This window comes from Bhargavaea ginsengi, from assembly GCF_900109165.1.
GTDB classification, from domain to species: Bacteria; Bacillota; Bacilli; order Bacillales_A; family Planococcaceae; genus Bhargavaea; species Bhargavaea ginsengi.
Genome location: NZ_FNZF01000004.1, coordinates 1 through 26456 on the forward strand (window position 1 = coordinate 1; position 26456 = coordinate 26456).

General features: G+C 52.5%; 30 protein-coding genes and 1 other annotated feature. Of the genes, 8 read left to right on the top strand and 22 right to left on the bottom strand.

The window, feature by feature from the left end:
* Nucleotides 1-102 precede the first annotated feature (102 nt).
* The 4 genes from BMX91_RS11120 to BMX91_RS11135 form a co-directional block, all read right to left on the bottom strand.
* Nucleotides 103-2118, bottom strand: a complete 2016-nt coding sequence (locus BMX91_RS11120) for a TRAP transporter permease (RefSeq protein WP_092054019.1) — start codon at nucleotides 2116-2118, stop codon at nucleotides 103-105.
* Nucleotides 2108-2620, bottom strand: coding sequence for a DUF1850 domain-containing protein (locus BMX91_RS11125; protein WP_092054022.1), 513 nt, complete (start codon nucleotides 2618-2620; stop codon nucleotides 2108-2110). The genes BMX91_RS11120 and BMX91_RS11125 overlap by 11 nt, the downstream gene beginning before the upstream one ends.
* Nucleotides 2621-2713: 93 nt before the next feature.
* Nucleotides 2714-3709 (bottom strand): TAXI family TRAP transporter solute-binding subunit, encoded by a 996-nt coding sequence (locus tag BMX91_RS11130; protein ID WP_092054026.1) that lies wholly within the window; start codon nucleotides 3707-3709, stop codon nucleotides 2714-2716.
* A gap of 98 nt (nucleotides 3710-3807) precedes the next feature.
* Nucleotides 3808-4389, bottom strand: a complete 582-nt coding sequence (locus tag BMX91_RS11135) for a phosphatidylglycerophosphatase A family protein (RefSeq protein WP_092054028.1) — start codon at nucleotides 4387-4389, stop codon at nucleotides 3808-3810.
* Between the two features lie 99 nt (nucleotides 4390-4488).
* Here BMX91_RS11135 and BMX91_RS11140 point away from each other — a divergent pair, with 99 nt between their 5' ends.
* The 3 genes from BMX91_RS11140 (at nucleotide 4489) to BMX91_RS11150 (ending at nucleotide 6223) form a co-directional block, all read left to right on the top strand.
* Nucleotides 4489-5211, top strand: coding sequence for an alpha/beta hydrolase (locus BMX91_RS11140; protein WP_092054032.1), 723 nt, complete (start codon nucleotides 4489-4491; stop codon nucleotides 5209-5211).
* 64 nt (nucleotides 5212-5275) lie between these two features.
* Entirely contained in the window at nucleotides 5276-5791 is a 516-nt protein-coding gene (locus BMX91_RS11145; protein WP_092054038.1) for a 2'-5' RNA ligase family protein, read from the top strand.
* Between the two features lie 3 nt (nucleotides 5792-5794).
* Nucleotides 5795-6223: a GNAT family N-acetyltransferase gene (locus tag BMX91_RS11150; protein ID WP_092054041.1), complete on the top strand. Its 429-nt coding sequence runs from the start codon at nucleotides 5795-5797 to the stop codon at nucleotides 6221-6223.
* Nucleotides 6224-6272: 49 nt separating this feature from the next.
* On the opposite strand, the gene BMX91_RS11155 is transcribed toward BMX91_RS11150, so the two are convergent.
* The 6 genes from BMX91_RS11155 to BMX91_RS11180 form a co-directional block, all read right to left on the bottom strand.
* Nucleotides 6273-6530, bottom strand: a complete 258-nt coding sequence (locus tag BMX91_RS11155) for a stage VI sporulation protein F (RefSeq protein WP_092054045.1) — start codon at nucleotides 6528-6530, stop codon at nucleotides 6273-6275.
* 12 nt (nucleotides 6531-6542) lie between these two features.
* Nucleotides 6543-6707, bottom strand: coding sequence for a YjcZ family sporulation protein (locus BMX91_RS11160; RefSeq protein ID WP_092054048.1), 165 nt, complete (start codon nucleotides 6705-6707; stop codon nucleotides 6543-6545).
* A gap of 122 nt (nucleotides 6708-6829) precedes the next feature.
* The gene (spoVAE, locus tag BMX91_RS11165; RefSeq protein ID WP_092054052.1) at nucleotides 6830-7192 is read right to left on the bottom strand and encodes a stage V sporulation protein AE; all 363 of its coding nucleotides are present in this window, start codon (nucleotides 7190-7192) and stop codon (nucleotides 6830-6832) included.
* The gene (locus BMX91_RS11170) at nucleotides 7189-8211 is read right to left on the bottom strand and encodes a beta-ketoacyl-[acyl-carrier-protein] synthase family protein (protein WP_092054056.1); all 1023 of its coding nucleotides are present in this window, start codon (nucleotides 8209-8211) and stop codon (nucleotides 7189-7191) included. Before BMX91_RS11170 ends, spoVAE begins: the two co-directional genes overlap by 4 nt.
* The gene (gene spoVAC / locus BMX91_RS11175; RefSeq protein WP_092054060.1) at nucleotides 8205-8660 is read right to left on the bottom strand and encodes a stage V sporulation protein AC; all 456 of its coding nucleotides are present in this window, start codon (nucleotides 8658-8660) and stop codon (nucleotides 8205-8207) included. Before spoVAC ends, BMX91_RS11170 begins: the two co-directional genes overlap by 7 nt.
* Complete coding sequence (locus BMX91_RS11180; RefSeq protein ID WP_092054063.1) at nucleotides 8660-9058, bottom strand: hypothetical protein; 399 nt, start codon at nucleotides 9056-9058, stop codon at nucleotides 8660-8662. Before BMX91_RS11180 ends, spoVAC begins: the two co-directional genes overlap by 1 nt.
* A 148-nt stretch (nucleotides 9059-9206) precedes the next feature.
* Here BMX91_RS11180 and BMX91_RS11185 point away from each other — a divergent pair, with 148 nt between their 5' ends.
* Nucleotides 9207-9644, top strand: a complete 438-nt coding sequence (locus BMX91_RS11185; protein ID WP_092054066.1) for a CotY/CotZ family spore coat protein — start codon at nucleotides 9207-9209, stop codon at nucleotides 9642-9644.
* Between the two features lie 300 nt (nucleotides 9645-9944).
* Here the strand turns inward: BMX91_RS11185 and BMX91_RS11190 are convergent, their stop codons facing one another.
* Together BMX91_RS11190 and mgtE are read right to left on the bottom strand one after the other, a co-directional pair.
* Nucleotides 9945-10343, bottom strand: a complete 399-nt coding sequence (locus BMX91_RS11190) for a hypothetical protein (RefSeq protein ID WP_092054069.1) — start codon at nucleotides 10341-10343, stop codon at nucleotides 9945-9947.
* Between the two features lie 48 nt (nucleotides 10344-10391).
* The gene (mgtE, locus tag BMX91_RS11195; RefSeq protein WP_092054074.1) at nucleotides 10392-11765 is read right to left on the bottom strand and encodes a magnesium transporter; all 1374 of its coding nucleotides are present in this window, start codon (nucleotides 11763-11765) and stop codon (nucleotides 10392-10394) included.
* A gap of 126 nt (nucleotides 11766-11891) precedes the next feature.
* Between mgtE and prpE the strand changes: the two genes are divergently transcribed.
* Entirely contained in the window at nucleotides 11892-12632 is a 741-nt protein-coding gene (prpE, locus tag BMX91_RS11200; RefSeq protein ID WP_092054674.1) for a bis(5'-nucleosyl)-tetraphosphatase PrpE, read from the top strand.
* A gap of 10 nt (nucleotides 12633-12642) precedes the next feature.
* On the opposite strand, the gene BMX91_RS11205 is transcribed toward prpE, so the two are convergent.
* The 4 genes from BMX91_RS11205 to BMX91_RS11220 are packed head-to-tail and all read right to left on the bottom strand — an operon-like array spanning nucleotide 12643 to nucleotide 15429.
* The gene (locus tag BMX91_RS11205) at nucleotides 12643-13554 is read right to left on the bottom strand and encodes an RluA family pseudouridine synthase (RefSeq protein ID WP_092054078.1); all 912 of its coding nucleotides are present in this window, start codon (nucleotides 13552-13554) and stop codon (nucleotides 12643-12645) included.
* Nucleotides 13544-14347 (bottom strand): NAD kinase, encoded by an 804-nt coding sequence (locus BMX91_RS11210; protein WP_092054082.1) that lies wholly within the window; start codon nucleotides 14345-14347, stop codon nucleotides 13544-13546. Before BMX91_RS11210 ends, BMX91_RS11205 begins: the two co-directional genes overlap by 11 nt.
* Complete coding sequence (locus BMX91_RS11215) at nucleotides 14344-15018, bottom strand: GTP pyrophosphokinase (protein ID WP_092054086.1); 675 nt, start codon at nucleotides 15016-15018, stop codon at nucleotides 14344-14346. The genes BMX91_RS11210 and BMX91_RS11215 overlap by 4 nt, the downstream gene beginning before the upstream one ends.
* A 30-nt stretch (nucleotides 15019-15048) precedes the next feature.
* The gene (locus BMX91_RS11220) at nucleotides 15049-15429 is read right to left on the bottom strand and encodes a UPF0738 family protein (RefSeq protein ID WP_092054089.1); all 381 of its coding nucleotides are present in this window, start codon (nucleotides 15427-15429) and stop codon (nucleotides 15049-15051) included.
* Nucleotides 15430-15623: 194 nt separating this feature from the next.
* On the opposite strand from BMX91_RS11220, the gene BMX91_RS11225 reads away from it, so the two are divergent.
* Together BMX91_RS11225 and BMX91_RS11230 are read left to right on the top strand one after the other, a co-directional pair.
* A complete protein-coding gene (locus tag BMX91_RS11225) occupies nucleotides 15624-16025 on the top strand; it encodes a globin domain-containing protein (RefSeq protein WP_092054093.1) in 402 nt (133 codons plus the stop codon).
* Nucleotides 16022-16819 carry a DsbA family protein gene (locus tag BMX91_RS11230; RefSeq protein ID WP_092054097.1) on the top strand — a complete coding sequence of 266 codons (798 nt, stop codon included), beginning with the start codon at nucleotides 16022-16024 and terminating at the stop codon, nucleotides 16817-16819. Before BMX91_RS11225 ends, BMX91_RS11230 begins: the two co-directional genes overlap by 4 nt.
* Nucleotides 16820-17689: 870 nt before the next feature.
* Here BMX91_RS11230 and pepF read toward each other — a convergent pair.
* The 5 genes from pepF to BMX91_RS11255 form a co-directional block, all read right to left on the bottom strand.
* Nucleotides 17690-19504, bottom strand: a complete 1815-nt coding sequence (gene pepF / locus BMX91_RS11235; RefSeq protein WP_092054101.1) for an oligoendopeptidase F — start codon at nucleotides 19502-19504, stop codon at nucleotides 17690-17692.
* Between the two features lie 48 nt (nucleotides 19505-19552).
* Nucleotides 19553-20701, bottom strand: a complete 1149-nt coding sequence (locus BMX91_RS11240) for a competence protein CoiA (RefSeq protein ID WP_177168363.1) — start codon at nucleotides 20699-20701, stop codon at nucleotides 19553-19555.
* Nucleotides 20702-20954: 253 nt separating this feature from the next.
* On the bottom strand, nucleotides 20955-21614 hold the full coding sequence (mecA, locus tag BMX91_RS11245; RefSeq protein ID WP_092054109.1) for an adaptor protein MecA: 660 nt from the start codon (nucleotides 21612-21614) through the stop codon (nucleotides 20955-20957).
* Between the two features lie 237 nt (nucleotides 21615-21851).
* Entirely contained in the window at nucleotides 21852-22250 is a 399-nt protein-coding gene (gene spxA / locus BMX91_RS11250; protein ID WP_008296836.1) for a transcriptional regulator SpxA, read from the bottom strand.
* A gap of 436 nt (nucleotides 22251-22686) precedes the next feature.
* Nucleotides 22687-23883, bottom strand: a complete 1197-nt coding sequence (locus tag BMX91_RS11255) for a putative glycoside hydrolase (RefSeq protein ID WP_092054113.1) — start codon at nucleotides 23881-23883, stop codon at nucleotides 22687-22689.
* A gap of 131 nt (nucleotides 23884-24014) precedes the next feature.
* Nucleotides 24015-24225, top strand: a binding site (T-box leader).
* A 47-nt stretch (nucleotides 24226-24272) separates the two neighbouring features.
* On the opposite strand from BMX91_RS11255, the gene trpS reads away from it, so the two are divergent.
* Nucleotides 24273-25265 (top strand): tryptophan--tRNA ligase, encoded by a 993-nt coding sequence (gene trpS / locus BMX91_RS11260; RefSeq protein ID WP_092054118.1) that lies wholly within the window; start codon nucleotides 24273-24275, stop codon nucleotides 25263-25265.
* Nucleotides 25266-25531: 266 nt separating this feature from the next.
* On the opposite strand, the gene opp4C is transcribed toward trpS, so the two are convergent.
* On the bottom strand, nucleotides 25532-26449 hold the full coding sequence (opp4C, locus tag BMX91_RS11270; RefSeq protein WP_092054127.1) for an oligopeptide ABC transporter permease: 918 nt from the start codon (nucleotides 26447-26449) through the stop codon (nucleotides 25532-25534).
* Nucleotides 26450-26456 lie beyond the last annotated feature (7 nt).

Below are 26456 nucleotides of genomic sequence, written 5' to 3' on the forward strand. Positions count from 1 at the left end.
TTCTGCAAAAAACATAAAAAACAAAAACAGGCGGAGAAAAAACAACTCGTTTTTCTCCGCCTGCTTTATTTTGGGGACTTATTGGACAGCCCCTTCTGTCTTTTAGGATGCAGTCGAAATGGTCTGCTTGCCACCTTTGTTCTTAGTCACAAACTGGATGGCGAGAAGAATGACGAACAGGGCAAATCCGAATACGTCGGTCATGCCTTCCGGGAAAATCAGCATGCCGCCAGCCACAAGAGCGAGTATACGCTCCAGCCAGTTTAGTTTGCGATACCAGAAGCCGACGAAGCCTGCACCAACCGCGATCATACCGGCTAATGCTGTTGCGGTCACCCAAACGATTTCAAGGACACTTGCATCAATCATCAGCATCGCGGGGTTATAGACGAACATATACGGGATGATAAACGCTGCAATCGCGAGTTTCGCCGCGTTGACCCCTGTCCGGATCGGATCTCCTCCAGATATTCCGGATGCTGCAAATGCTGCGAGTGCGACCGGAGGTGTGATATCTGCAATGATTCCGAAGTAGAATACGAACAAGTGCGCAGATAGAGCTACAACAACCGGTACTGCTGCGCCTGACGGCTCATCGATCATGAGCAGGGCGATGACGGCGGGAGCCGCAATCGTCGAAGTGATGACATAGTTCGCCGTTGTCGGTGAGCCCATTCCCAGAACGATCGCCGCGAGCATAGTGAAGAACAGTGTCAGGAAGAGATGGCCGCCTGAGGCTGAAATCAGTCCGTTGGCCAGGCTCAGACCTAGACCGGTCTTGACAACGACACCGACAATGATGCCGGCACATGCCGTTGCAGCCGCAACAGCCAATGCTGTCCGTGCCCCGTCAACAAGGGCATTAATCATGTCCTTGAAGTTCAGGCGGGTCTGTTTGTCGAACGCGCTGACGACAATCGTCAGTACGATTCCCCAAAGCGCGGCTTGCATTGTCGGGATACCGACGAGCAAGAAGATAATAATTCCAAGAATCGGAGTCAGAAGATAAATCTTCTTCAAGACTTCCTTTCGGTTTGGAAGCTGGTCATCCGAAAGACCGGACAGCCCGACCCGTTTGGCCTCAAAATGTGTCATGATCCAGATTCCCGAGAAGTAAAGCAGCGCGGGAATAGCAGCGGCTTTTGCAATTTCCCAATAAGTGATGCCGCCGATGAATTCGACCATCAGAAATGCCGCTGCTCCCATGATTGGCGGCATGAGCTGTCCGCCGGTGGAAGCCGAGGCTTCTACCGCCCCGGCAAACTCTTTGCGGTAGCCAAGCTTCTTCATCATCGGAATGGTATACGAACCGGAAGTCACCACGTTAGCTACAGAGCTCCCGGATATGGTTCCCTGGAGGGCACTTGAGAAGATAGCCACCTTCGCCGGGCCGCCGGTCAGTTTCCCGGCCAATGCCACAGCCAAATCGTTGAAGTACTGACCCACACCTGTTTTTACGAGGAAGGCCCCGAAAAGAAGGAAGACGAAGATGAACGTGGCCGACACTCCGATTGGTGTACCGAGCACTCCGTCGGTCGTGTAAAACATCAGCTGGGCAAGTGCCGTCAGGTCCTGTCCGCGATGCGCCAGGAATCCTGGCCAGTATGGTCCGGTAAACGCATAGATCAGGAATGCCGAGGCGATAATCGTAATCGGCAGGCCGACTGCACGCCGTGAGGCTTCGAGGGTCAGTAAGACGGCCAGGATGGCGACTGTCATATCGAGATCGGTCACCCGTCCGACACGCATGACCAATTCATCGTATTGCAGCGGCCAGTACAGGCCGACGCCAATCGAAAGCAGCGCCAGGATAATATCATAAAACGGGACTCTGTTCTTTTTGGCCGATTTACGGCGAAACGGGAACAGAAGGAAAATAAGAGACAGGGCAAAACCCAGGTGGACAGAGCGCTGGATATAGGCTGTATACTGTCCAAAAATCGCGGTGTATAGCTGGAAAACAGAAAAAGCCAGAAGACCGAAGAAAACAATTTTCTTCATAATCCCCCGAACGTCACGGGTGTTGGATTCCGGGTCATATTTTTTCAGCAGCTCCTGCTGCTCTTCCTCGGACAGCTGGAGATTCTGCTCTTCCCTCAATGATTTCTCATCCGCCATTCATATTCACTCCTTTCAATAACTCCAGTAGGGACAATTTTCTTGATTCAAAACGGTAAGAAGATCCCCGCTCCAACAGTTTCTTCAAATCATAACTGTGTCCGCCGCACCGGAATTCGAGGTCCGTATCGATATCCGCCACAAATAGGACAAACGAGTCGAGTACACGATTTTCATACGCAAGCGTGTATCGGCCATCCTCAGCGGTGAAGGTCTCCCCTTCCTCCGCATGGCCTGGCATGCCGATTGCAAGGTCCTCGTATTCCATCCGGAGAAGACGGATTCTGCTATCATCTGTCACCTCATAGGTTTCAATCACGTCCGTCAGATGGATTGAATGGGTATAGCGGATGACGAATCGGTCCTCTTCCGTCTGCCGTATGTAGTGGATGGCCGGATTGCCCGAGCGGGTCTCCGTAAACACAAAGGCGTCTGAAAACGGGACTGCGAGAACACATGTAAATGACACCATGAGCAATGCAGTGCCCAGCACTTTCCGCATCACGTCCCCCCCCTTTATGATCCGGCCATTTAAAAAGAACAAAGTGAAGCGATGAAGCACGGCTTCATCGCTTCACTGCATGTTACGGCGAAATCAGTTGCCGTTTACTTCGTCGAAGTATTTCTGTGCACCCGAGTGTACAGGAATACCGATGCCCTCAAGGCCTTTTTCAGCTTTGATCAGCTGTCCTTTTGCATGCGTGATCTTATCTGTATTTTCATAGATGGCCTTCGTGATGTCGTAAACAACATCTTCCGGAATGTCGTTCTGAATGACGAGCATTGCTCCTACGGATACAGTCGGAACATCTTCTGTCAGACCGTATGTGCCCGAAGCAATCGTATCTTTTGCATAGTACGGATACTTTTCGATCAGTTCATCTGCTTTGGCATCTTCAACCGGAACGATGTAGACCTGTGTCGTTGCGTTCAGGCCTTCAACAGCTCCTGTCGGTGTACCGGAAGTGATGAATGCCGCGTCGATCTGGCCGGACTGAAGGCTTTCTGTCGATTCGCCGAAGTCCAGGTTTTGCGCATCGATGTCATCCATTGTGAGACCGTGGATTTCAAGGAGCTGCTCTGCATTTGCATACGTACCGGAACCCGGAGCGCCTACAGAGATTTTCTTGCCCTTCAGGTCGTCATAAGACTTGATACCTGACTTTTCCGTCGTAACAAGCTGGATCGTTTCCGGATAAAGCGCACCGAGCGCGGAAACATTGTCAATCGCCTGTCCGTCGAACATCAGTTCACCTTTATTGGCGTAATAAGCAATATCCGTCTGGACGAATGCGATTTCCGCTGTGTCATCAGCAAGCGCAGTCATATTGGCTGCAGAAGCCTGGGAGCTTTCCGCAGTTGTCTTGATGCCCGTCTCTTCCGAGATGAACTCCGCGAATGAACCTCCGAGCGGGTAGTATGTGCCCTGTGTTCCACCAGTCAGGATACTGAGGAACTTGACATCGCTTGAACCTTCGTCTCCTCCGCCCTCACTGCTGCCGCTGTCGGCACTGTCGCCGCTCCCACAAGCTGCCAGCATAAATAGCGAAATGATTCCGATGATAGACAAAAATCGGAATTTCTTTTTCATGGATAATCCTCCCCTTCTCTATTTAGTTGTTCATACTAGTTTTCATTCTACTGAGACTATTTTCGCATGTCAACGCTTTCTTGAAAACGTTGACATTCTTACTGGGCCCCGTCCACATTGCTTTCCGGCGCCGTCTCTTCCGGCGGAAGCTCCTTGAAAGTTTCCCCTTTTTCCTCAAGATCACGGGTCCGGTGAGCAATCCTGGATGATGCGCATGCAGCCACACTGGCGACAAGATCATCCAGGAAAGTATGCACACCGATGCCCTTTTTCGTGTCAAGATGGTTGATGACGCCGATTTTGTTTTTGTCGAGGTGGCCAAAGGTGGTTACCGCAATGCTGCCGTACGTGTAGACAGCACCAAGTGCAATTGTCTCATCCACCCCGAAGAGGCCTTCATCCGAATCGACAATCGACTGAAGGGGCTCGGACAACTGCTTTTTCTCTGCGAGTACGTCAAGCTCGATCCCGACGAGCAGGGCGTGCTGGACTTCCCGTTTTTCCAGAACGCTCTCCACGGACTCGATGCAGTGGGCAAGCTTCAGCCCATCATTGTATGGTGCCTGCATCTCATAGACGATTTTGGCAATGGCCTCGATGCTGACCCCGCGGCGTGTGAGGGCATCTTTTGCGGCTTTCGTGACTGTTGCGGACGGGACTTTCCTGCTTTGGTCAAACATGACAACTTCCCCTTTCTTTGCTGGACGCATGCACACATTATACCTGCAATATTCAGTATGCTACAATTTTACCTATACGTTACATGAGGAGGATATGGTTTGAAAAAAGGACGCATCAACGAATTGACTTTTAAAAGCGAAGCGCTCGGCGAAGAGATGGAACTGCTTGTCTATCTTCCCGAGAACTATTCCGACCTATATAAACACTCGGTGCTGATTGCATCGGACGGAAAAGACTATTTTCAGTACGGACGGATGACCCGGCTGCTTGAAAAACTGTACGAGGAAGATGCGATCGAGCGGCTCATCGTCGTAGGTGTCCCCTACAAGAGCGTCAGCGAACGCAGAAGGATGTATCATCCCGACGGCGACCGGAACAGCGACTACATCCGGTTTATCGCCCATGAGCTCGTTCCGTTCATCGATGCCGAGTTTCCGACGTACCAAATGGCGGCGGGACGCGGCCTCATCGGTGATTCTCTCGCAGCCACGGTCTCTCTGATGACTGCATGCAAGTATCCGAACAGTTTCGGCAAAGTCGTCTGCCACTCCCCCTATGTCGATGACCAGGTCATGGATGCTGTCGAATCGGTTCGGGAACCCTCTGCTTTCGATATCTATCAGGTGATCGGAACTGGCGAGACCGAAGTCCCGACCACCACAGGGGAAATCGATGACTTTTTGAATCCGAACCGAAAACTGAGGAACTTGATAGAGAAAAAAGGGTTTTCGTCATTCTATGAAGAATTTGATGGCAAGCACACCTGGAAATACTGGCAGAAAGATCTCGAACGAGCCATCCGGTTTGCTTTCGGAAAGTGAAGATTAACCAATCGGTGAACTTTCTGATATCCTTAAGGGAGAACACATAAAAGGAGGCCTTCGCATGAAATACGGAATCGTTGCATTCCCTTCAAAAGAATTGCAGGACAGGACCAACACATACCGAAAGCGCTATGATGCACACTACGCCCTGATTCCGCCCCATATGACTGTCGTGGGGCCGTTCACGCTCGAAGGGAAGGAAATGAAGGAAGCGGCAGCCGAACTCCTTGAGGTCGCTGCCAAACAAAAACCGTTCGAACTGAAAGTGATGAGGGCAAGCACGTTTGCCCCGATCACAAATGCGATTTACCTCAAGATTGAACCGAATGATGAAATCCTTGCACTTCGCGAGGCCCTCAGTCTCGATTTCATCAAAAACATCGAAAATCATCCATACGTGCCCCACATCACGATCGCCCAAAAAATGTCCGACGGCGAGCATGACGATATCATCGGCCAGGTCAAGATGGACAACTTTGAGCATAAAGAGACGATCGATCGCGTCCATCTCCTCTACCAGCTTGAGGACGGTCCGTGGACTGTGTACGAAACCTTTACACTGTCGGGAGATGAGTGATAGATGGTCAGCCTGAAGCTCGCCTCGACCGAAACGGAACGCGAGGATGCCTTTACCGTCCGTAAGGCGGTCTTTGTTGAGGAGCAGGGCGTGCCCATCCATATCGAGCTGGACGAGCTGGACGACGAAGCTGTTCACTTCATCGCATATGACGGCGAACGGCCGATTGCCGCCGGCAGGATCCGGGACATCGGTGACAGCATCGGAAAAGTTGAACGGGTTTGTGTACTGCCCGAATACCGCGGCCAGCACCTTGGCCAGCAGATGATGGTGATGCTGGAAGAGCATGCCCGGAATGCCGGGCTCAGCAAAATCCGGCTCAACGCACAGAACCATGCCGTCCCGTTTTATGAAAAGATCGGTTACATGGTGACCTCTCCGGAATTCATGGATGCAGGCATCCCGCACCGCGTCATGGAAAAATCGGTATAATTGAAAAATCCGCGCAGACTTTGTCTGACGCGGATTTTTATTTTGCGGCTCAGCCGTTTTTATCGATCATCCGTTGGATATCCCCGACATTCAGGGAATTGCCGTTTTTCAGGATGGATGCGGCGATCTGGTCCTCGAGCTGCTGTGAAACATCTTTCTTCGCCAGCCGCCCGACTTTCCGGATGATCTTCCTTACTTGCCGCTCATCCTGGAAATTGGCGTGCTGGATCGCATTGGCCAACGCAAACAATTCGTCCATCGAGACACCGGTCTTGTTCTCGATTTTCTTGAAGAGCGACTCGTTCATCCAGTCTCCTCCTTAGCAGTTGTAGCTTTTGCCGACAATAATCAGCAGGATGAACAGGATGACGATCAGCACGAACATCGAACCGCCACTGGACTTACCGCCGTAGCCACCGCCACCATAACCGCAGCCCCAGCCACCGCCGTAGCCGCCACCGCCGCCATAACCGTAACCGAACATTGCACTCCCCCCTTTCCTGTTCCTTGTAAGGTATGGCGGTACCCTAATGGGGGAAAGGGCGATTGCCCGGACGTTGGGGAAACATAAACCAGGCTGCCTCTATAACGGGCAGCCGGGCATTATTAGGGGCGTCCTTTGGAACGGAACAGCAGTGAGGCGATAAACCCAAAAAGGATTGCGGCACTGATGCCCGAACTCGTCACTTCAAACATACCGGTAATGACACCTACAAGACCATGCTTTTCCGCTTCCTGAAGGGCGCCGTGCGTCAGGGAATTCCCGAAAGAGGTGATTGGTATCGTTGCCCCGGCCCCCGCAAAGTCGATCAGCGGTTCATAGAGTCCGAACCCGTCGAGAATCGCGCCTGAGACGACCAGGAGGCATAATGTATGGCCCGGGGACAGCTTGGCGACATCAAACAGCAGCTGACCGATCACGCAGATCAGTCCGCCGACGACAAAAGCAATGACAAATGCAGCCATCATCTTTCCGCCCCCTCTCCCATGTCCAATTCAATCGCATGGCAGGTGCACGGGATGCTTTCCCCCTGCTGGAAGGAAAGCGGGGAAAGAAGGGCGCCGGTGGCCATCAGAAGCGCCCGGCTGTATTCCCCTTCAATCATCCGGTTATACACATCGGAAAAAAATATGGCGGCTGAACAGCCCGCCCCGCTTGCACCGGAAAAGAATGCTGAGTCTCCCCCATAAAATTCTTTCCCTGCATCTCTCCACCTTTCCCCTTCGGCGTTGTATCCTGCTTCTGAAGCCATCTGAAGGAACAGCTGTGTACCGATCGCACCGAGATCACCGGTAATGATGACGTCATAGTCTTCGGGTGCAGTCCCGGCAGCTTCCAGATGCCTTCTGAAAGTATCGAATGCGGCGGGTGCCATTGCCGCTCCCATATTCAACGGGTCGGTCAGGCCATAGTCCACGACCCGGCCCACTGTTGCCTGAGCGATTCCGGGATAGCCCTTCTCGTGAGGAGTAACTGCGGCAATCCCAGCTGCCGTCACTGTCCATTGGGCATTCTGCGGCTTCTTGAAACCATATTCGATCGGATACCTAAACTGACGCTCGATGGCATTATGATGGCTGGCCGCTCCCGCCAGCACCAGCGAGGCTGCCCCCGCTTCCGTAAGCAGGGCCGCATTGGCAAGGGCAGAAGTGGAAGTCGCACAGGCCGAAAACAGCCCCACATATGGCAGTCCCGTTGAGGCGGCGGCAAAGTTGGAAGGTGTCATCTGATTCACGAGATCCCCGCACACCAGATAATCCGCATCGCTGATCGTTTTTCCAGCCTTGTTCAGCACAAGGTCGCACGCATCTTCGATGAGTTGCCGGTGAGCCTGCTCATTCGTCTTCTGGCCGCAAAGCTCTGAGTCATATAGGCGGTCAAACTGAGGGCTGAATGGACTGTTTTTCTTTTCCGCAGGTCCCGCTGCCACAGCAGCCGCACGGATTATAGGCCTGCCTGCAAAACGAATTACACCCCTGGCTACCATCCGACCACCCCGAACTTCACTAGGATCGTTTTGATGAGCGCAACCACAAATGCGGAAAAGACACCGAAAACGATGACGGATCCGGCAAGCTTGAACATATTTCCGCCGACCCCGAGAACGTAGCCCTCTGTCCGGTGCTCAATCGCAGCTGAAATCATGGCGTTTCCGAATCCGGTCACCGGCACGGCGGAACCCGCCCCGCCAAACTGGGCGATCCGTTTGTATTTTCCGAATCCGGTCAAAAGCATGGCGATGAAAATCATTGTCGCAACTGTCGGATTGCCTGCAGTCCGCTCTGTAAAGTCAAAGAAGTACATATAAAAATACATGATGCCCTGCCCGATGGCACAGATGATTCCGCCTGTCACAAATGCCTTCAGCAAATTCAGGGCCAGCGGCGTCTTGGGCGTGGTCTGCTGCTCCAACTGTGTATACGCCTGGCGGTCCATCAGGTTTCTTCCTTAGAGAGGGATTTGATTGTTTCAACTTTTTTATGCAACTTATCTTCCTCCTCAAGCTCTTCCAGCTTGTCCGTCTCCCAGTAGATCTTCAGATCCGCAGAAAGGGTGACTGTCTCATCCGGAAATGCTTTTTCCATCTTGCCGGTCAGTTCTTCTTCGATTTTCGCTTTGCGGTATCGGTTAAACGGGCTGACCTCCACGCCCACCAAAAGGTCTTCTTTTACAAAGACCGCCACGGCCGATGTGATCTGTTCCTCTTCACCGAGGATTTCCTGCACTTTCCGGTTGTCTTCGGGTTCTCCGCCTGAAACCCGGATCTCCTCTCCGCCGGCTCCACAGCCGGCGACCAGCAGGCACAGCCCGGCAGAAGCTGCCAATCGTTTCAACGGCTCCACCTCCCGTTTTTCTCTTAGTATGTCCACCACCACTTACAGTTATGCACACTTACAGCTATGCAGGCTGTGCGTTCGCCCGGACACCCCTTTTCAGAGCGCATATGGTAGACAGAGATCAAAAGGGAGGAGGTGTTCAGAAATGAGCTGCTGTGGTGATAAGAAAGACTTTACCGCCGGATCCTCTTCCTTCGACCACTGCTTGTGCGACGTTGTTCGCGCAATCAAGGACATTCAGGATGCAGGTGCCGATGAGTGCATGGGCTGCAATAGCTGCTTCACTACCCCGCTTGGCGGCCTTGTGAATCCGACAACTACACCGATTGATACACGTGTGATTGTTCTCTACTCGAAAGATGGTTGCCCGTTCAGCTTGAGCGCATATCCGTGCAATCCTACAGGACCGAAGTCTTGCTTCTTCCGGATTGAGGAAATCGTCGGCAAATGCTGCGTAACGCTTCGACTCCTGACTAAGGATGGCGATGGATTCGAAGCGACAAGCCGATGCATTACGGTGGATATCCGCTGCTTCTGTGCGATCGAATGTGTGGCAGATGCTTTCCTCGATATCTGCATGTAATCGAAAAGGCAAAGTGTCCCGCCGTCCGGAATCAACCGGGCGGTGTTTTTATGTGCTTCGAAAAGCTTCCGCCCAAAAATAAGGCTCTGTTATAGAATGGTGTTGCTTTCCGTTACGGGCGGACGCTTTCCGCGGGGAAGGCATCAAGCCTTCTGCGAAGTCTCTCCGCACTTCCTTTTCCGCAGGAGTCGCCACCCTTCACTCCAATCAACAGCTAAATATCAATATCATCCATTAACAGAGCCAAAATAAAAAGCCGACGGATTTCCGTCAGCTTTCAGGGTTTACAATTTGGGTTCTTTAATACGGAAAAGGTTTTCCTTTCCACCAGATGGCATCCAGATCATCGATGGATAATTCCATTTCGATTTTTTCTTCGTTGATGCCCTTGACAGCGACTTTGCTTTCCTCGAGATTCAAAATTTCACCGTTGATTACAGTTCCGTCTTTTAAACGGAACTGGATTGGCCGGTACACTTCCCGCTGGAACGGGCGTGACAGAAACCGGAGCTGTGTGAGCAAACGGGCCGTCTCTTCGGGCCGCTTCGGCAATTCATACACCGATGTGCTTTCTTCCACAACTTCTTCCTCTGCCAGAACCTCCTCCTCCACCGCCTCGCGGCTATAGACCGGCTCTGAAACAAAGTAAACAGGCGGCGCATCCACAAACAGCAATGGCCCTCCGTCACGTTCTGCCATGGGCTCACATCCTTTTTCCCCCATCCTATGCCGGGTGGTGCCCAACTGTCACAGCTGGGAAATGAATACCGTAGCAAGCCCAAGATAAATCAAAATGCTGATAATGTCATTCAGCGTCGTGATGAACGGGCCGGATGCGACCGCAGGGTCGATTTTCAGCCGGTGCATCAATAGCGGGATAAAGGAGCCGGCCAGCGTAGCTACGAAGATTGAACCGACGATTGCCACGCCGACCAAAAGCCCGAGGACGAGCTCGTGTTTCCAAAAGTAAATCAGCCCGACGACAAAGATGCCGCACACCGTTCCGGTGATCAGTCCTGTTCCCGCTTCCCGCGCGAGAAGCTTCATCCTGCTTTCGCCTTCGATATCGCCCGTAGCGATTCCCCTGACAGCGACAGCAAGCGCCTGTGTCCCGCTGTTGCCGGCCATTCCCGCAATAAGCGGGATAAAGACTGCGAGAAGTGCGACCTGATCGAGGGTCTGTTCAAAACGTCCCATCAGGTTGGCCGTCACCATCCCCAGGAAAGTAAGCAAAATCAGCCATGGCAGACGCTTTTTGGCCGCCGCGAGCGGGTTCCGGTCGATGGTGTCCATGTCCGATACACCCGCAAGCTTGGAGTAGTCGTCTGAAGCTTCTTCTTCAATAACGTCGATGATGTCATCGACTGTGATGATCCCGAGCAGATGCTGCCGGAAATCGACCACAGGCATTGCCAGGAAGTCATAATCTTTCATCATCCGAGCAACTTCTTCCTGGTCCTCGCTGACTAGGACGCTGACAACCCGCTCATTCATAATGTCCGACACAATTGCATGTTCATCCGCGATGATCATATCCCTAAGCGACACAACGCCCGCCAGGCGGTTCTCATCATCGGTGACGAAAATATAATAAATAGTTTCGGCGTCGGGTGCCGCGTTCCGGAGAATGGTCATCGCGGAGCGGACCGTCGAATTTTCGGGGATTGTGACGTATTCCGTTGTCATGATCGATCCGGCCGTATATTCCTCATAGTGCAGAAGGTCTTTAATTTCACTTTCAGCCTCGTCATCCATGAGAGTCAGATAGGTCAGTACTTTGGATTTGTCGAGCTCGTTAAGCACATCGACCGCGTTGTCTGCGTACATGCCGGCGAACATGTCCGCGGCATAACGCGTGTCCATCTCATCCAGGTATGCGTCAAACTCATCGTCCTCAATCTCCGATACTTCGAAAATCTCCGCGAGTTCCTTCGGAGAAAGGAATTCATACATTTTCCTCCGGAGTTCCGGACCGGCTTTTTCATAGTACTTTGCCTGGTCATACGGATGGCCTGCGAGGAACTCATCCCTGAATGCCTCCGGATCCCCCTCTTCCAATAATCGTGTAACCAGGTCCTCGTCGATATAGGTTTCTTCCTGCTCATTCAGTGCTTCCGGCATGTAGAGCCCTCCTTTCAATACTGACATTCCGCAAATCTCCCTTAAACGCGTTGGAGGACGGCTGTCCGGGGTAGACTCAAGATAAGACGATTCCTGATTAACAATGCTGAATGGGGTGTTATCATGTTGAAACTGGACATTTTCGGGGACCTTCATGGTTGCTTTGATGAATTTATGGAGCTATTCGGCAAGCTCGGATACCATATGGAGAACGGTCGGTATGTCCATCCCGATGGCCGAAAGCCTGCATTTGTAGGTGATGCGACGGACCGCGGCCCGAAGTCGGTCGAAATTCTTAAATTCCTCTTTACCCTCCAGGACGCCGGTCAGCTGATTTATTCCCCGGGAAATCATTGCAACAAACTATACCGGTACATGCTCGGCAATAACGTCCAGCAAAAGCATGGACTGGAAACGACTGTTGCGGAATTGGGTGCCCTTTCAGGCAAGGAGCGGGAGCATATCCGCAAGCGCTATATCCGCTTCTACGAATCGCTCCCGCTCTATGAAATGCTGGATGATGGGAAACTGATCATCGCCCATGCCGGAATCCGCGAAGACCTGATCGGCAGAAAAGACGGAAGCCGGCTGCGTACGTTTGCCCTGTACGGGGACATCACCGGCGAGACGCTGTCGGACGGACGTCCTGTAAGGCGGGACTGGGCAAAACACTATAAAGGAAAGCCCTTCATCGTCTACGGCCATACCCCGGTTTCCGAATGCCGTTTCGTGAATAATACGGTCAACATCGATACGGGCTGTGTGTTCGGCGGCAAACTGAGCGCACTCCGCTACCCCGAAAAAACAGTGGTCAGTGTCCCATCCCGACAACCTTTCCAGCCGGAGAAATTCAGCGATTTCACCTGACCTCCTCCATTCACCTGTGAAAGCCGGCCACCGCAAGCATATCTGCCGGCACCGGGCTGCTGATGGCAATCGGTTCCCCGGTAAGCGGATGGCTGAAAGATAACCCGGCGCAATGGAGCGCCTGGCGTCCGATCCGCTTCGTGCTGCCCCCATAAAGCGTATCCCCTTCAAGCGGATGGCCGATATGGGCAAGGTGCACACGGATCTGGTGGGTCCTTCCCGTATGGAGAATCACCGACACCCTGGAAACCTCATCCCCGGGCAGCCCTGCTGTTTCGATCACCCGTACTTCCGTTACAGCCCGCTGACCTCCGGGAAGAACCATCCGCTCGATGATGCTCCCATCCTTGCGGCCAATCGGCTCATCGATGAAAAAGTGCCGCTCCTTGAACTCGCCGCCAGCGATTGCTTCATAACGTTTGAGAACGCCGCCCGCCTTCATCTTCTCTGACATGAGGTGATGGATGTGGCGGTTTTTTGCGATACATACGATTCCCGATGTTTCTCGGTCGAGCCTGGTGACGACATGTACCGTCGCCGGCGTTCCGTCTTTCATGAACTTCCCGGCTACCAAATTGGCAAGGGTGCCTAAGGGCGCATCCCTGGAAGGAATGGTCGCCTGTCCGGCAGGCTTGTCCAGAATAAGCAGCGCCTCGTCCTCATAGATCACTGAAAGTCTGCCCTCTTCCGGGAAAAGCCCTTCCGCAGGTTTTTCCGGAGGGAAAATGATGGTGACCCCGTCTCCTGCCTCCAGTTTATGGCGCACCGTCTTTTCCTCACCGTTCACGAATATGTTCCCGCCTTTGTATTTGACCGCAGTAAGCGTCCTCCGGGAGATCCCGCATTCCGCCAGGAAGTCCCTTAATACGACACCGTCCGCTTCCACAGTGAACGAAAGACGGTAGCGGCGGTCAGAGGACATCGCTGTCAATAAAGGAGTCGTGGACCCGCTTCCAGAACGGGAACGGACGGAAACGCGCAAAGCGCACGCGTTCATCCGCAACCCTGTAGCTGATCGTCTTGACGTCCTTGTGGAGAAGGTGCAGATGGTCAACCGTCACCATGAAGTCGGGGCCTTTCACCGGTTTCAGCACACAACTGTGATGGGCCGGCAGAACAAGCGGGGAGCCTACAGTACGGAACACCCGGTTGTTGATGGACGCCATCTCCGTCAGCTGCATGGCCGGCAGTGCAGGGTGGATGATCGCTCCACCCAGCGACTTATTGTAGGCCGTACTTCCCGAAGGCGTAGAAACACAAAGCCCGTCCCCCCTAAAACGCTCGAACGGCATGCCGTTCAGCTCGACATCCATGACGAGCGTAACGTCCGGAGACTTTACGGTGGATTCGTTCATGGCGAGATAGACCGCATCGTTCATATCGTTCCGGTATTGGATCGCCACTTCCAGAAGTGGATACTCGATGACGTCATAGTCATGCTTGGCGATTGAGATGACGAGCTTCTCGATTTCCGGCGGCTGCCAGTCTGCATAAAAGCCGAGATGTCCCGTGTGAACACCGACAAACGCAGTATCCGCCAGCCTGTCCCGGTAGCGGTGGAAGGCATGGAGAAGCGTTCCGTCACCGCCGATGGTCAAAACGATATCGGGTGCCTTCTCGTCATACTCGAGGCCGAAGTCATTCAGGTACTGTTTTGCGCGTGCCGCAAGATCGTTGGATAGATCATCGCCCCTGGACTGGATCGAGTACTTCATCCTTCATCGCCTCCTTTTCCGGATTTCCTTAGGTCATTTCTTGAATCACTCTTGTATTCACTGAAATAGCGCTGGGCTTCCTGGATTTCGTCACGGATCTTCGACATTTCTTCGTCGAGTGAAAAGGCCGCTTCCGCTGCACTTTGCAGGCGCTCCTTAATCACTTCCGGAAAATCCCCCTTATATTTATAGTTCAGAGAATGCTCGATCGTCGCCCAGAAATTCATCGCAAGCGTCCGGATCTGGATTTCAACCGGTATCGCGATTTCCCCGTGGATTGTCTGGACAGGGTACTCGACAATCATGTGATAGGAGCGGTAGCCGCTCGGCTTATTTTTCGAAATATAATCACGCTCTTCAGTCACGACCATGTCCTTGCGCCGCCGGATACTTTCGACGACTGCTCCGATGTCATCCACAAACTGGCACATGATGCGCAATCCTGCAATATCGGGTATTTCCGACGCCAGCAAATCCGACGGCTCAAACGGGATTCCCTTTTCAAGCGCTTTGTCGTAAATGCTCGCGAGCGGTTTTACACGGCCTGTCACAAACTCGATCGGCGCGTGCTCGATCTCGGTTGCAAACTGCGTCCGCATGCCTTTCAGCTTGATCTTCAGTTCATCGACCGCCTGCTTGTAAGGCTCGAGAAACCGTTCCCATTGTCCCATTGGCTACTCCCCCGTTCGGTCTGGCGCTGCTCAGGCGCCCAGGATCTGACTAAATGCCTTCTCGACCGCCGTCGAGAAGACCTCGCCGTAATTGTCATTGCCTTCGATATTGAAAATCAGCATCTCCAGCTCCTCCGCGAAATTCACCAGCTCGAGCCGGTGTCCACCGCCGGAGAGCTCGGGCGTCTGTCCGCTTTGCAGGGCTGTCGCCATCTGCGGCCAGACCTCTTCCGGAAAATGAACATGGACGAACCGCTCCCCGTCGTCCAGCAGGTAGACGAACGTCCCGGAATCGGTGTCGGTGATCATTCTTCCGGCGGGACGCATTCCGGACAATTCCGTCCCTTCCCGCAGGATAAATTCGGTTACATCGCCGGTTGTTCCGGCACTCTGAATGATTGGCTGATTCATCTCAAGTTCTCTTCCTTTCTCAACAAGCAATTCATCTCACTTCAGTCTATCACAGCCTGCATCCGCGCGCAGTTACCAATTGGGAACAAAGGCCTGTCACCCGGATGGAAATCGATTTATTTGTAGAACCGGAATCCGGTTGATAGAATGAGTCTACAATCACAGGCAATGGAGTTTGCAAAGGAGCATGCATCATGACCCGGAAACCCATCATTCCTTATGAAGAGATCGGCCCGGAGCTGCTGTCCGATCTCGTCGACACGTTCTACGGGAAAGTCGCCCGGCATCCGATGCTCTATCCCATTTTCCCAGATGATCTGACTGAAACCGCCAGGAAACAAAAACAGTTCCTTACCCAGTTCCTGGGTGGCCCCAATCTATATAGCGAAGAGCATGGGCATCCCATGCTGCGGGCACGGCATATGCCGTTTCCGATCACATACGACCGCGCACAGGCCTGGCTCGAGTGCATGGCCGAGGCGATGGATGAGGTCGGGATGGAAGGCAAGATCCGTGATGACTTCTATAACCGGCTGATCCTGACTGCAAACCATATGGTCAACCGGACCACACCGGATGAGGAGGGATCGCCTTGAACCTGCTTCCCAATCATTCCGAGATGCTGGCGGCAGAATGCTCGTCCAAACCGCTTGAACTCTATGTCTTCATCGACCCTTCCGATGCCGGCTGCTATGGGCTGATTCCGGTCCTCCGCCGCCTCCAGGTAGAGTATGAACAGTACTTCACTTATCGGATCATCATGAAGACCTCCCTCTCTCCACAAAAGAACCTTGGCCAGGGCCCCCATGATACACGGGTCCCCCATCCGGCTCTGCCGGCAGTCGCTGTCAAAGCTGCTGAGTTCCAGGGGAAGCGGGCCGGATTCAAGTACTTGTCCAGGCTTCTCGACTACCGCTTCCTGAAGGGTCGTGACATCACGACCCAGGAAGTCCTTCTCGAAATCGCCGAACTGACGGGGATTGATGCGGCAGAGTTCATCCAGGACTTCAGGTCGGTCAATGCTGCCAAGTCATTTCAGTGCGATCTGTACATCTCCCGGGAGATGGAAGTGCACCAGGCTCCAAGTTTCGTCTTTTTCAACAACAACTTCGAAGACGAGGGCCTCATGGTGGAAGGCATCCACGACTATGAAATGTATGTAAAAGTACTTGAGGAACTGCTCGGCCGGCAGATGGAAAAAGCCGTCCCTCCATCCCTTGACGAACTCTTCAGGCGGTTCGACTCCCTGACAACAGGTGAAATCGCCGCCATTTATAAGGTGAATGTCCGTACGGCAGAGCGCGAGCTGAAGAAACGCCTGCTCCAGCGCCGCATCGAATGCCTGCCAGTCCGGGGCGCCACTCTCTGGCGCAGAAAAATGGACTTATAAGAACAAAAGCGCAAGCGCCCGCTAAGCAACGTACAAACTGGAGCCCTTCGCAATGAGATAAAGGAAACACGGCGAGGAACGAGTCGATGTTGACTTATCGCAGTGGAGAAGGGTGAAGTTTGCTAGTTGCTGGGCGTTGGAGCTGGACGGAGACGCCACGAAATATCCGTTATCCACAGAGTGACGATTTATAACTTCCTAAGCAATCACGAAAGCCGGGACCTGATAAAAGGTCCCGGCTTTATTGTTAGGACCCGGCGGACGAGGTGGGCACTGAAAAAGTATAATTATTGATTTCAGTTCCAGGCCCTTGCTTACCAAAACTGCGTTTTGGTCGCAGGAAGATCGTTGTTGACCAGCGCTTTCGCTTTTGGTCACAGACGCCCTTCTTCGTAACGGCGCCGCTAGTCCGCGGGCATTACCTTAGCCTTCCCCCCGGAAAGCGTCCGCCTGTAACGGAAAGCAACAACACACTCTATAAACAAAGCCGAAAAAATAAAGAGCACCCGCTCCGGGGGAGGAGCGGGTGCCATTTTCGTATTACACGAAGGGGATGGGGGAAATGTTCACGTTCAAACAAAAGGGGTGTTTGTTTTCGTGAAATATTTCACGCTCTTAATTTATCACGAAATAATTGATTGCGCAAGATTTCACATAAGAATTCACAGGGTTGTCATATTGCGAGCGTTTTCAACCCTAATTTTACTATTCCAGCAAAAAGAATCTGAATGATGAGAAACGGAACTGTCCGATACTTCCCACCCTGGCTAAGATCAGTTGTCCAAGTCATAACGCAGAAAAAACTGCAGACAAGGATACATTGTCTGCAGTCTGTTGCCGGCATCGTTCACGCTTCTTCAAGCGGATGGTTCAGCCGAGCAATTTCTCAAGTTCGGAAAGCTTCTCTTCAAAGGCCCGGCAAGCTTCCTCAATCGGCTGGCTTGAAGTCATGTCGACCCCTGCCTGCTTCAGGACTTCAATCGGATAGTCGGAAGAACCTGCCTTCAGGAAGCGGCTGATATAGCGTTCAACGGCCGGCTCTCCCTCTTCAAGGATTTTGTTGCTGAGAGCGACTGCAGCGCTATATCCCGTCGCATACTGATACACGTAGTAGTTATAGTAGAAGTGCGGGATGCGCGCCCACTCGAGGCCAATCTCCTCGTCGGCGATGATGTCATCACCAAAGTATTTCTTGTTGAGCTCATAGTACACTTCGGTCAGCTTATCGGCGGTAAGTGCGACTCCCTGCTGATCAAGCTGGTGGATCGCATGCTCGAATTCCGCAAACATCGTTTGGCGGAATACCGTGCCGCGGAAGCCTTCCAGCCAGTGATTGAGCAGATAGATCTTTTTCTGTTCATCGTCCAGCGTCTTCAGAAGATGATCGTTCAGGAGCGCTTCATTGCAGGTCGAAGCGACCTCCGCGACAAAGATGGTGTAATCGCCGTAGATGAACGGCTGGTTGTTCCGTGTGTAATAGCTGTGGACACTGTGGCCGAATTCATGGGCGAGCGTGAACAGGTTGTTCACATTGTCCTGCCAGTTCATGAGGATGTACGGGTTTGTCCCATAAGACCCGGATGAATAGGCGCCGGAGCGTTTGCCTTTGTTTTCACGGACATCCACCCAACGGTTCTCAAGACCCTCCCGGAGAATTTCCGTATATTCGTCACCCAGTGGTGCCAGTCCCTCAAGCATCAGCTTTTTGGCTTCTTCATAAGGAACTTTCATTTCAACATCTTTTACAAGTGGAGTATAGAGGTCCCACATATGAAGTTCGTCCACACCAAGAAGCTTTTTCCGGAGCGCCACATACCTGTGCAGCAGGTGAAGGTTATCGTTGATCGTTGAAACGAGGTTATCATAGACGGATTCCGGGATATGATTGTTCGAAAGAGCCGCTTCCCGTGCCGATGAATAATTCCTGATGCGTGCGTTCACGTTATTCGATTTGACCTCACCTGCCAATGTCGATGCGAAGGTATTGCGGAACTTCCCGTACGTACCGTACATTGCGCGGAATGCCGCTTCCCTCACCGACTGGTCACCGCTTTCGAGGAACGTCGTATAACGACCGTGGGTCAGCTTTACCTCGTCGCCGTTTTCATCTTTGATCGTCGGAAACTCCAGGTCAGCGTTGTTCAGCATGCCGAAAGTCTCGGATGATGCATTGGCCACCTCGGAGAACTGCGCGAGGAGCGCTTCCTGATCTGCCGGCAGGACGTGTGGCCGCTGGCGGTTCACTTCTTCGAGGGCATGGCGGTAGACCTGCAGCTCTTTCTCGTCTTCCACGAAGCGGGTAAGCTTCTCCTCGTCGATCGAAAGAAGTTCAGGGACCAAATAGGACAGTCCTGTTGAAATTTTGACATACAGCGATTTTGCCCGGCTGTCCATCGCCTGGTAGGTGCTGTTCGCCGTGTCCTGGTCATAGCGCATGTGAGAATACGCGTAGAGGCGCTGGAGGCGCTCGGACAGCTCATCCCGGTATTTCATGGCAGCCAAAAGTTCCTGCGGGCTATTTCCGAGTGTGCCGCGGAATGTATCCGCTTTCTTTGCCAGTTCTTCAATGGCCTTGTATTCGGTTTCCCATTGATCGTCCGACGCGAAGATATCTTCCAGACGCCACGTCTCTTCGACTGCGACCTCGTCTCTTGTCAGCACATCCGTTTTGGGTTCGTTGCTCATTGGATTGCTCCTTCCTTCGATTGCCAAAATAAACTCAAGAACATTTTCTCAATATTCATTATGGCTTGCAAGGAATTCTTTCCAAAGAAACAAGATTGACGGAGCCGCCAGCTCCGTACAGCCGAAGATGTCCTTCAGGCATGTGACGCCGCTGGAAGCAAGAAAACGGCCATAGGCAGAAACTGCAGCAAAACCATCTCCCTTTTCGGGCGGGACTGTCCTCAGAAAGTTTCGGATAACAACAGGACTTTCTGGATCCTTCACCTTTTCCCCGAACACAAAGAATACGAACAAAGCCTGCCACTCCGCATCATTCTCTTTGAAAGCTTCCGCTCCGGGTGTCGGCACACCGATCAGGGGCGGCAACCGTTCTGCGCTGATCCGGTTCTCGTAGCATGCCCGTAGAAGCGGATCTCTGATGCCTTTCCTGTTGTATGAGACTCGACGGTTCAGATGCGATTGCCGCCTTGAAGAGTAAATCTTTAAATACTGCCCGAACGTTTCTTCATCAGCCGGAGATGGGACCGCAAACGGGAACTTTTGAAGTGAATAAGGGATGGCGACAAGTTTCCCAAGGAATGTGTTGCCGCTGATATGCATCGGATGGATGAAATAAAAAAAGTGTTTGGTAATCGGGTCATAGGTCATCAGGTACTTTCCGTTCTGGCTGTCCTGCCGGATGAACAGCTGCAAAAATTCAGAGATGGCCAGGGCACGCACCGGCTGTCCGCCCGCACTCCATTTTTCAGGAGTGGCCGGAATCCAATGCGGAATAACGCCGCCCTGTTCATAGCCTTCTGTCCGTCTCCTGACCAGCACGGGCGGGATCCGGCTGCATTGGAACTCGATGGCATGTGCCCGGCCGTCATATTCCACCAGCAAGTCGGGCCGCTGCCCAAGGGCATTCAGAGAGGTCTCCATGCCCGTCCTGAGCCCGAGCCCGGTAAACATGTCATAAAGCTGTTGTTTTCCGGCAAGATGGGTTGGTGTCTCCCCTTCCGAAAACATGCGCCTGCAGTCGCTTCTTGCTGCATGGGCAAAATGCGGAACCCGTACATCCCCTATTTTCAGCCACATTTTCCCCAGGCATTGAGGGCAGCGGAAATGATGCTTGCCCTTGAGTGCATGGAGTGAGTCTCTGGTCAGCTCCTGAGTAATGATCATTGGTGTCCCATCATCCAATACAGCGGCCAACATGATGCATCCTTCCCCCTCTCTTTCCGACATTGTAAGCGCGTTCATGAATTCCGGCAACCACACTCACTGACAAAGGAATTGCCATTTTTTGATTTTGACTTCTGAATTTGTTCCAAAATTAAATTTTACCCCAAAAAATCACGCCAAAATAAAAAGATGCGGATTTTGCAATCCGCATCTGGAGATCTCATTAGTTTGGCTTTTCCCGACCAAAAGAAAAAAGCTGCACGGTCGGTTCCGTACAGCCCTGAAATCAGAAATGTTCCGCGATGGTGCCAAAGACGTCTTCGGCGATAATCGTTTTACCGTACTCCTCGATGCGGTGAATCGTGACGTTCGTCCGCTGAAGATACTCTGTGAGCACGCTGACCACATCCTCGAGGTCATCTTCATCGCCAGGCAGGCCGTCGAAGCCCACATGTAGATAATAGTGATCCTCGAAAAGATGCAGCGAAGTTCGGAGCGCCTCTTCTTTTAGTATCTGCGCCAGCGGGATCAGATCATCGAATTCGCCGACGAGGAAGGTGGAATCTTCCCAGTCGTCCTCTTCCTGGCGGAATCCGGGGACGTACTGGTCAAGATTTTGGAGGTCTGCGTATGAAGATTCATCTTCCTGGAACATCCGTTTCCCGTCCTGGCCGAACGGAGGTTCCAGCTGCTTCCCGTCACGGGACACCTGGGCGCGGGTCACGGTCACTTCAAGTCCCTTATCCATCGCGTGGACCTGGATCCAGAGCGGCCCCTCGATGGTGAAGTCGGCTTCCTCATCGACTTCCTCCATCATTTCCCAGAACAGCTCTTCACTCCGGTCGCGATTGTACCAGATCTCGTCGCGCGTAAAACCGCGTTCTTCAATATCAATATACGAAATGAAAAACTTTACAGTATTTTCATTGATGCGTTCGATTTCCATGTTACACCTCTCCTTTCCGACGGTCTTCTCAGAGCCGGGTGTGACAATGCATTCCGCCGATGGCAAGTGTCCTGCTGTCAGTATATGCCGTCACCGTCAAAACTGGAAAGGCGTGTCCAGTCGGAGCGGCTGCTTGTAGTATTAGCATTGTATTGGAGCAAATGCAGGAAAGCAAGAGAAAAAAACGAAAAAGACTGACAGGTCATTCGGAACATCCCGTCAGTCCACCCATTTTTCTCAGTTGACCATCCGCTGTGCTTCAAGGAGCTGGTATGCCCTTACTTTGCGCGGAAGGAAACGTCTGATTTCATCCTCGTTATAACCGACCTGAAGCCGTTTGTCGTCCAGGATAATCGGTCGCCTCAGAAGGCCCGGATGTTCCTGGATCAGTTCATATAGCTCATGCAGAGGCAGGCTCTCCAGATCGACATCAAGCTTCTGGAAGATTTTCGAACGGGTCGATATGATTTCATCCGTCCCGTCCTCCGTCATACGAAGGATCTGCTTGATCTCATCGATCGTCAGGGACTCGGAGAAAATGTTCCGTTCTGTATATGGAATCTCATGTTCCTCCAGCCAGGCTTTCGCCTTTCGGCAGGAAGTACAGCTAGGGGATGTAAAGAGGGTCACGCTCATCCACAACACGTCCTTTCAAGAAGTAGGAAGTTGGAATCTGTTTGAATATGCTATTTTAAAATCATTCTAATGTCTAATGTCATAAGTTTATTATACACCATTTTTATACTTGGCGAAACACAGTTTTGAAAAAAGTTTTCATTTAGCCGTTAACCTTCACACCTTCGCTATATTTTCCGGCTATACCGAGCGGACGTTTGCGTCGGAGCTGTTATACCCATTCCGGAATAGGCACAAACACAGTTTGACAGTCCATTCTCAATTATGGCATGGCGAATGAAAATAGCGGAAAAGCGGGACCATGATGGCCTCCCTATCTATTAGTACGTCCCGGGTGAAAATAAGTTCCGCTTTATTTGTACTATTTCCCATTTTATATAGAGATAAACGAAAAAAGGCCCACACCTGTAAATTAAATTGGTGTGAACCTGCTTTTTCACGGCGTGTAGTCGACGCCTTCCGTATATGTGTTTCCTGCATTCCACAGGAGGAACTCATCAATGCCTGCGTCGTTGAGCGCCTTGATCTGCGCCTCCACTTCCGCTTTACCGTAGCGCTTATAATTGCCGCTCCCCAGCCAGCTTGCGGTGAAGTCCTGCAGCCACGGCCGGGAGACCGGCGGGGTTTCGAGGGCCGCAAGCTTCTCGTTCTCGACCTTTGCGTATTCGGCCACGAGACGGTATGGTTCCAGGTCGGGCTTTGAGATGCCGAAATAGGAAGTCCAGTGGCTCGGGTAGATCATCGAAGAAATAACATCCACATTTTCCGATATCTTCGAGAAGTTCTGTCCGATGCCCGGCGCTTCAGGCAAAGTGGCCGAGTAGCCGAAGATATCCACGGAGACTTCCACGTCATAAGGTTTCAGCTGCTCCCTGGCATAGGCAACAAAGTCCGTGACAGCCTGGACGCGACGCTGGATCGGATCCAGCTCCGAGTCCTCGTAGTCGCCGAACGTATACTGAAGTGAATCCGCCCTCGTCTCGAACCCTTCAGGGAAACGGACATAATCAAACTGGATCTCTTTGAACCCCAGCTTGGCCGCTTCGATGGCGATTTCGACATTGTAATCCCAGACTTCTTTCATGAAGGGGCTGACGAACGCTTCTTTGCGTCCGTTTTTCCACACCTGCCCTCCGGTCGTGTAAGAAAGGTCCGGGCGCTTCTCAGCTAGTATGGTATCTTTGAAGACTACCACCCTGGCGATCGGATAGATCTGCTTTTCCTCAAGCTCCACCAGCATCGCTCTCGGGTCTTTTATGTATGGCTGGCCGATCCCCATTTCATGGAGCGGTGAGTCTTCCGTCGGTTCGTAGGTCAAGTATCCGAAATCATCTTTGATGTCGATGACCATGGCATTCAGATCGGATTTTTCAATCAGATTAACAAGACGTCCGAATCTTTCTCCTCCCGCAGAATGTCCTGTCACATAAACACCTCTGACCGCGTCCGGATATTCGAATGACAGTCCCGAGTCGAAGCGGAACAGCTTGGATGAAGCCACCATTTCCTGATCGATCTCTCCGTATTCATAGGTCACGCCTTTGAAATCATCAGCAGGCTCCTCGGCCGCGGCTACCGGAGCTGCTGCCATTGTGCCCACGAGAGCAAGCGCCGCCATCCATTTAAGTTTCATGCAAACAACCCCTTTTTCTCTTGTGCCTATTATTCTATCAGCTCAGACAATTAGAAGGAAGGAATTTCAAGAAGATTCGTGACAGGCAGTTGCAAGTTCCCGGGGCGGGCTATATAATAGTTAGAAATTGATGATCAGCTTCGATGGAGAAGAGTAAGCGGGGACCTGCCGCACAGAGAGCCTGTGGATGGTGCGAACAGGACGGCGGTCCCCGGTGAATGGACTCCGGAGCCGGCCGGGCGAACTTCAGTAGCCCGGCCCGTCCGCCCGCGTTAAGGGGCTGAGCGGCCTTCGGGCAATGCGGGTGGTACCGCGGCTGATTAAACATCATCCGTCCCTTTTTAATGGGATGGCATGGTGATTTTTTTATTTTTCGGGAGGTTTTATGAATGAAGCGGATTTTCTCAGGGGTGCAGCCGACTGGTACAGTGACACTTGGCAACTATATCGGCGCATTCCGGCAGTTTACAGAACTTCAGCATGAGTACGACTGTATTTTCAGCATCGTTGATCAGCATGCGATTACGATGCCCCAAGAGCCTGATGACCTCAGCGAGGCCATCCGTCGTCTTGCGGCCACCTATATTGCGGCAGGCATCGATCCTGAAAAGGCAACGCTGTTCATCCAGTCGGAGGTTCCGGCACATGCCCAGGCAGGATGGATCATGCAGTGCATTTCTTATATTGGAGAACTCGAGCGCATGACTCAGTTCAAAGACAAATCCGAAGGCCGCGAGGCGGTCTCTTCTGCCCTGCTCACCTACCCTCCTTTGATGGCGGCGGACATTCTGCTTTATGACTCTGACATCGTGCCCGTCGGTGACGACCAGAAGCAGCACGTAGAGCTGACGCGCGATCTTGCTGAGCGCTTCAATAAGCGTTACGGAGACACGCTCACCATTCCGGATATCCGGCTGCCGCAGCACGGGGCCCGCATCAAGTCCCTGCAGGACCCGCTTAAGAAGATGAGCAAATCCGACACCAACAAAAAAGCACTCATCACCCTTCTCGATGAGCCGAAACAAATCGAGAAAAAGATCAAGAGTGCGGTAACGGATTCGGACGGCAAGGTTGCTTATGATGTCACGAACAAACCTGGTGTAAGCAACCTGCTGAATATCGAGGCCTCACTGACCGGCCACACAGTCGAGGAACTTGTCCAGAAATATGAGGGCAGCGGCTACGGTGCCTTCAAAGCCGGCGTGGCAGAAGCTGTTATCGGGCACCTCACGCCGATTCAGGAGCGCTACAATGAACTGATCGGCTCAAAGGAGCTCGACCGGATCCTTGACGAAGGTGCCGAGAAAGCCGATGCAATCGCTTCTGCTACTCTTTCCCGGATGGAATCCGCGATGGGGCTCGGCCGGAAACGCAGAAAATAAGCACGATCAGCGACAGGACCATGAGCTTGAAGTCCGCCGTGGACAAAATATACCGGAACACTGTTTCCCATGAATGTCCCAGGGCCCGGTAGTTCAGAAATAGCACAAGATGTGACAGCGTGATGACGCAGAGTCCATACGATACGAGAAACAGGAAGATTCGGTTCATCGGATGCGCCCTATCCTTTCTCTGATTTATACACCATATGAAAAAGCGGACCCCTTCTTTCGGAGGGATCCGCTTTTTGTATAAGAACTGATTTAAATCAGCGCTGGGATTTCGGGTTGAGGGCATCTTTCAGGCCTTCCCCGATAAAGTTGATGGACAGAATGGTTGCCGTGATGATGAGTGCCGGCGGCATCCAGATCCACGGCTTGCCCTGGAGGACATCCGGTTCGTTCGCGAAGGCGAGCATGTTGCCCCAGCTCGGCGTTTCCTGAGGGACACCGAATCCGAGGTAACTGAGACCGGTTTCCGCCACGATCAGGCTCGCAAACAGGAGTGTCGACTGAACAATGATCGTTGACAGGACGTTCGGCAGAAGGTGTTTGATGATGACCTTCGCAGGTGATGTGCCGATCGAAATGGCTGCGAGAACATATTCATTTTCCTTCTCCGCGAGCACCTTCGAACGCACAATCCGCGCGACCCCGCCCCAGCTGAGCAGCCCGATGACAAGGATCAGAACCCAGAGGCCGTCAATGATCCCGAAGAGGATCGTGTTCAGGACAATGACGAAGACAAGGAACGGGAAGTTCAGGACAAAGTCCGTGAATCGCATAAGCAGGCTGTCGACCGCGCCGCCGAAAAATCCTGCCACGGATCCGACAATGGTCCCGAGGACGACCACGATCAATGTCGCGCTCGCGCCGACCAGAAGTGAGATCCTTCCGCCGTAAAGGAGCCTGGTCATGACGTCTCGTCCACTCTTATCCGTACCGAGCAGGTGGTCACCGTTTGGCGCAATGCTCATTTTGCTGATATTGACTTTGGTGATGTCAGGAATCGGCGACAGATAAGGTGCAAGGAATGGAGCCAGCAAAGTAAGGATGATTACAAGAATCAGGAATACGGTGCTGATCATCGCCATTTTATTTTTCAGGAATTTTCTCCTGGCAATCGCCCATGGAGATGAGCTCTTTTCGGGGCGCTTGACGGCCCCGGTTGCTGCATTGGTTGTCATGATGTTG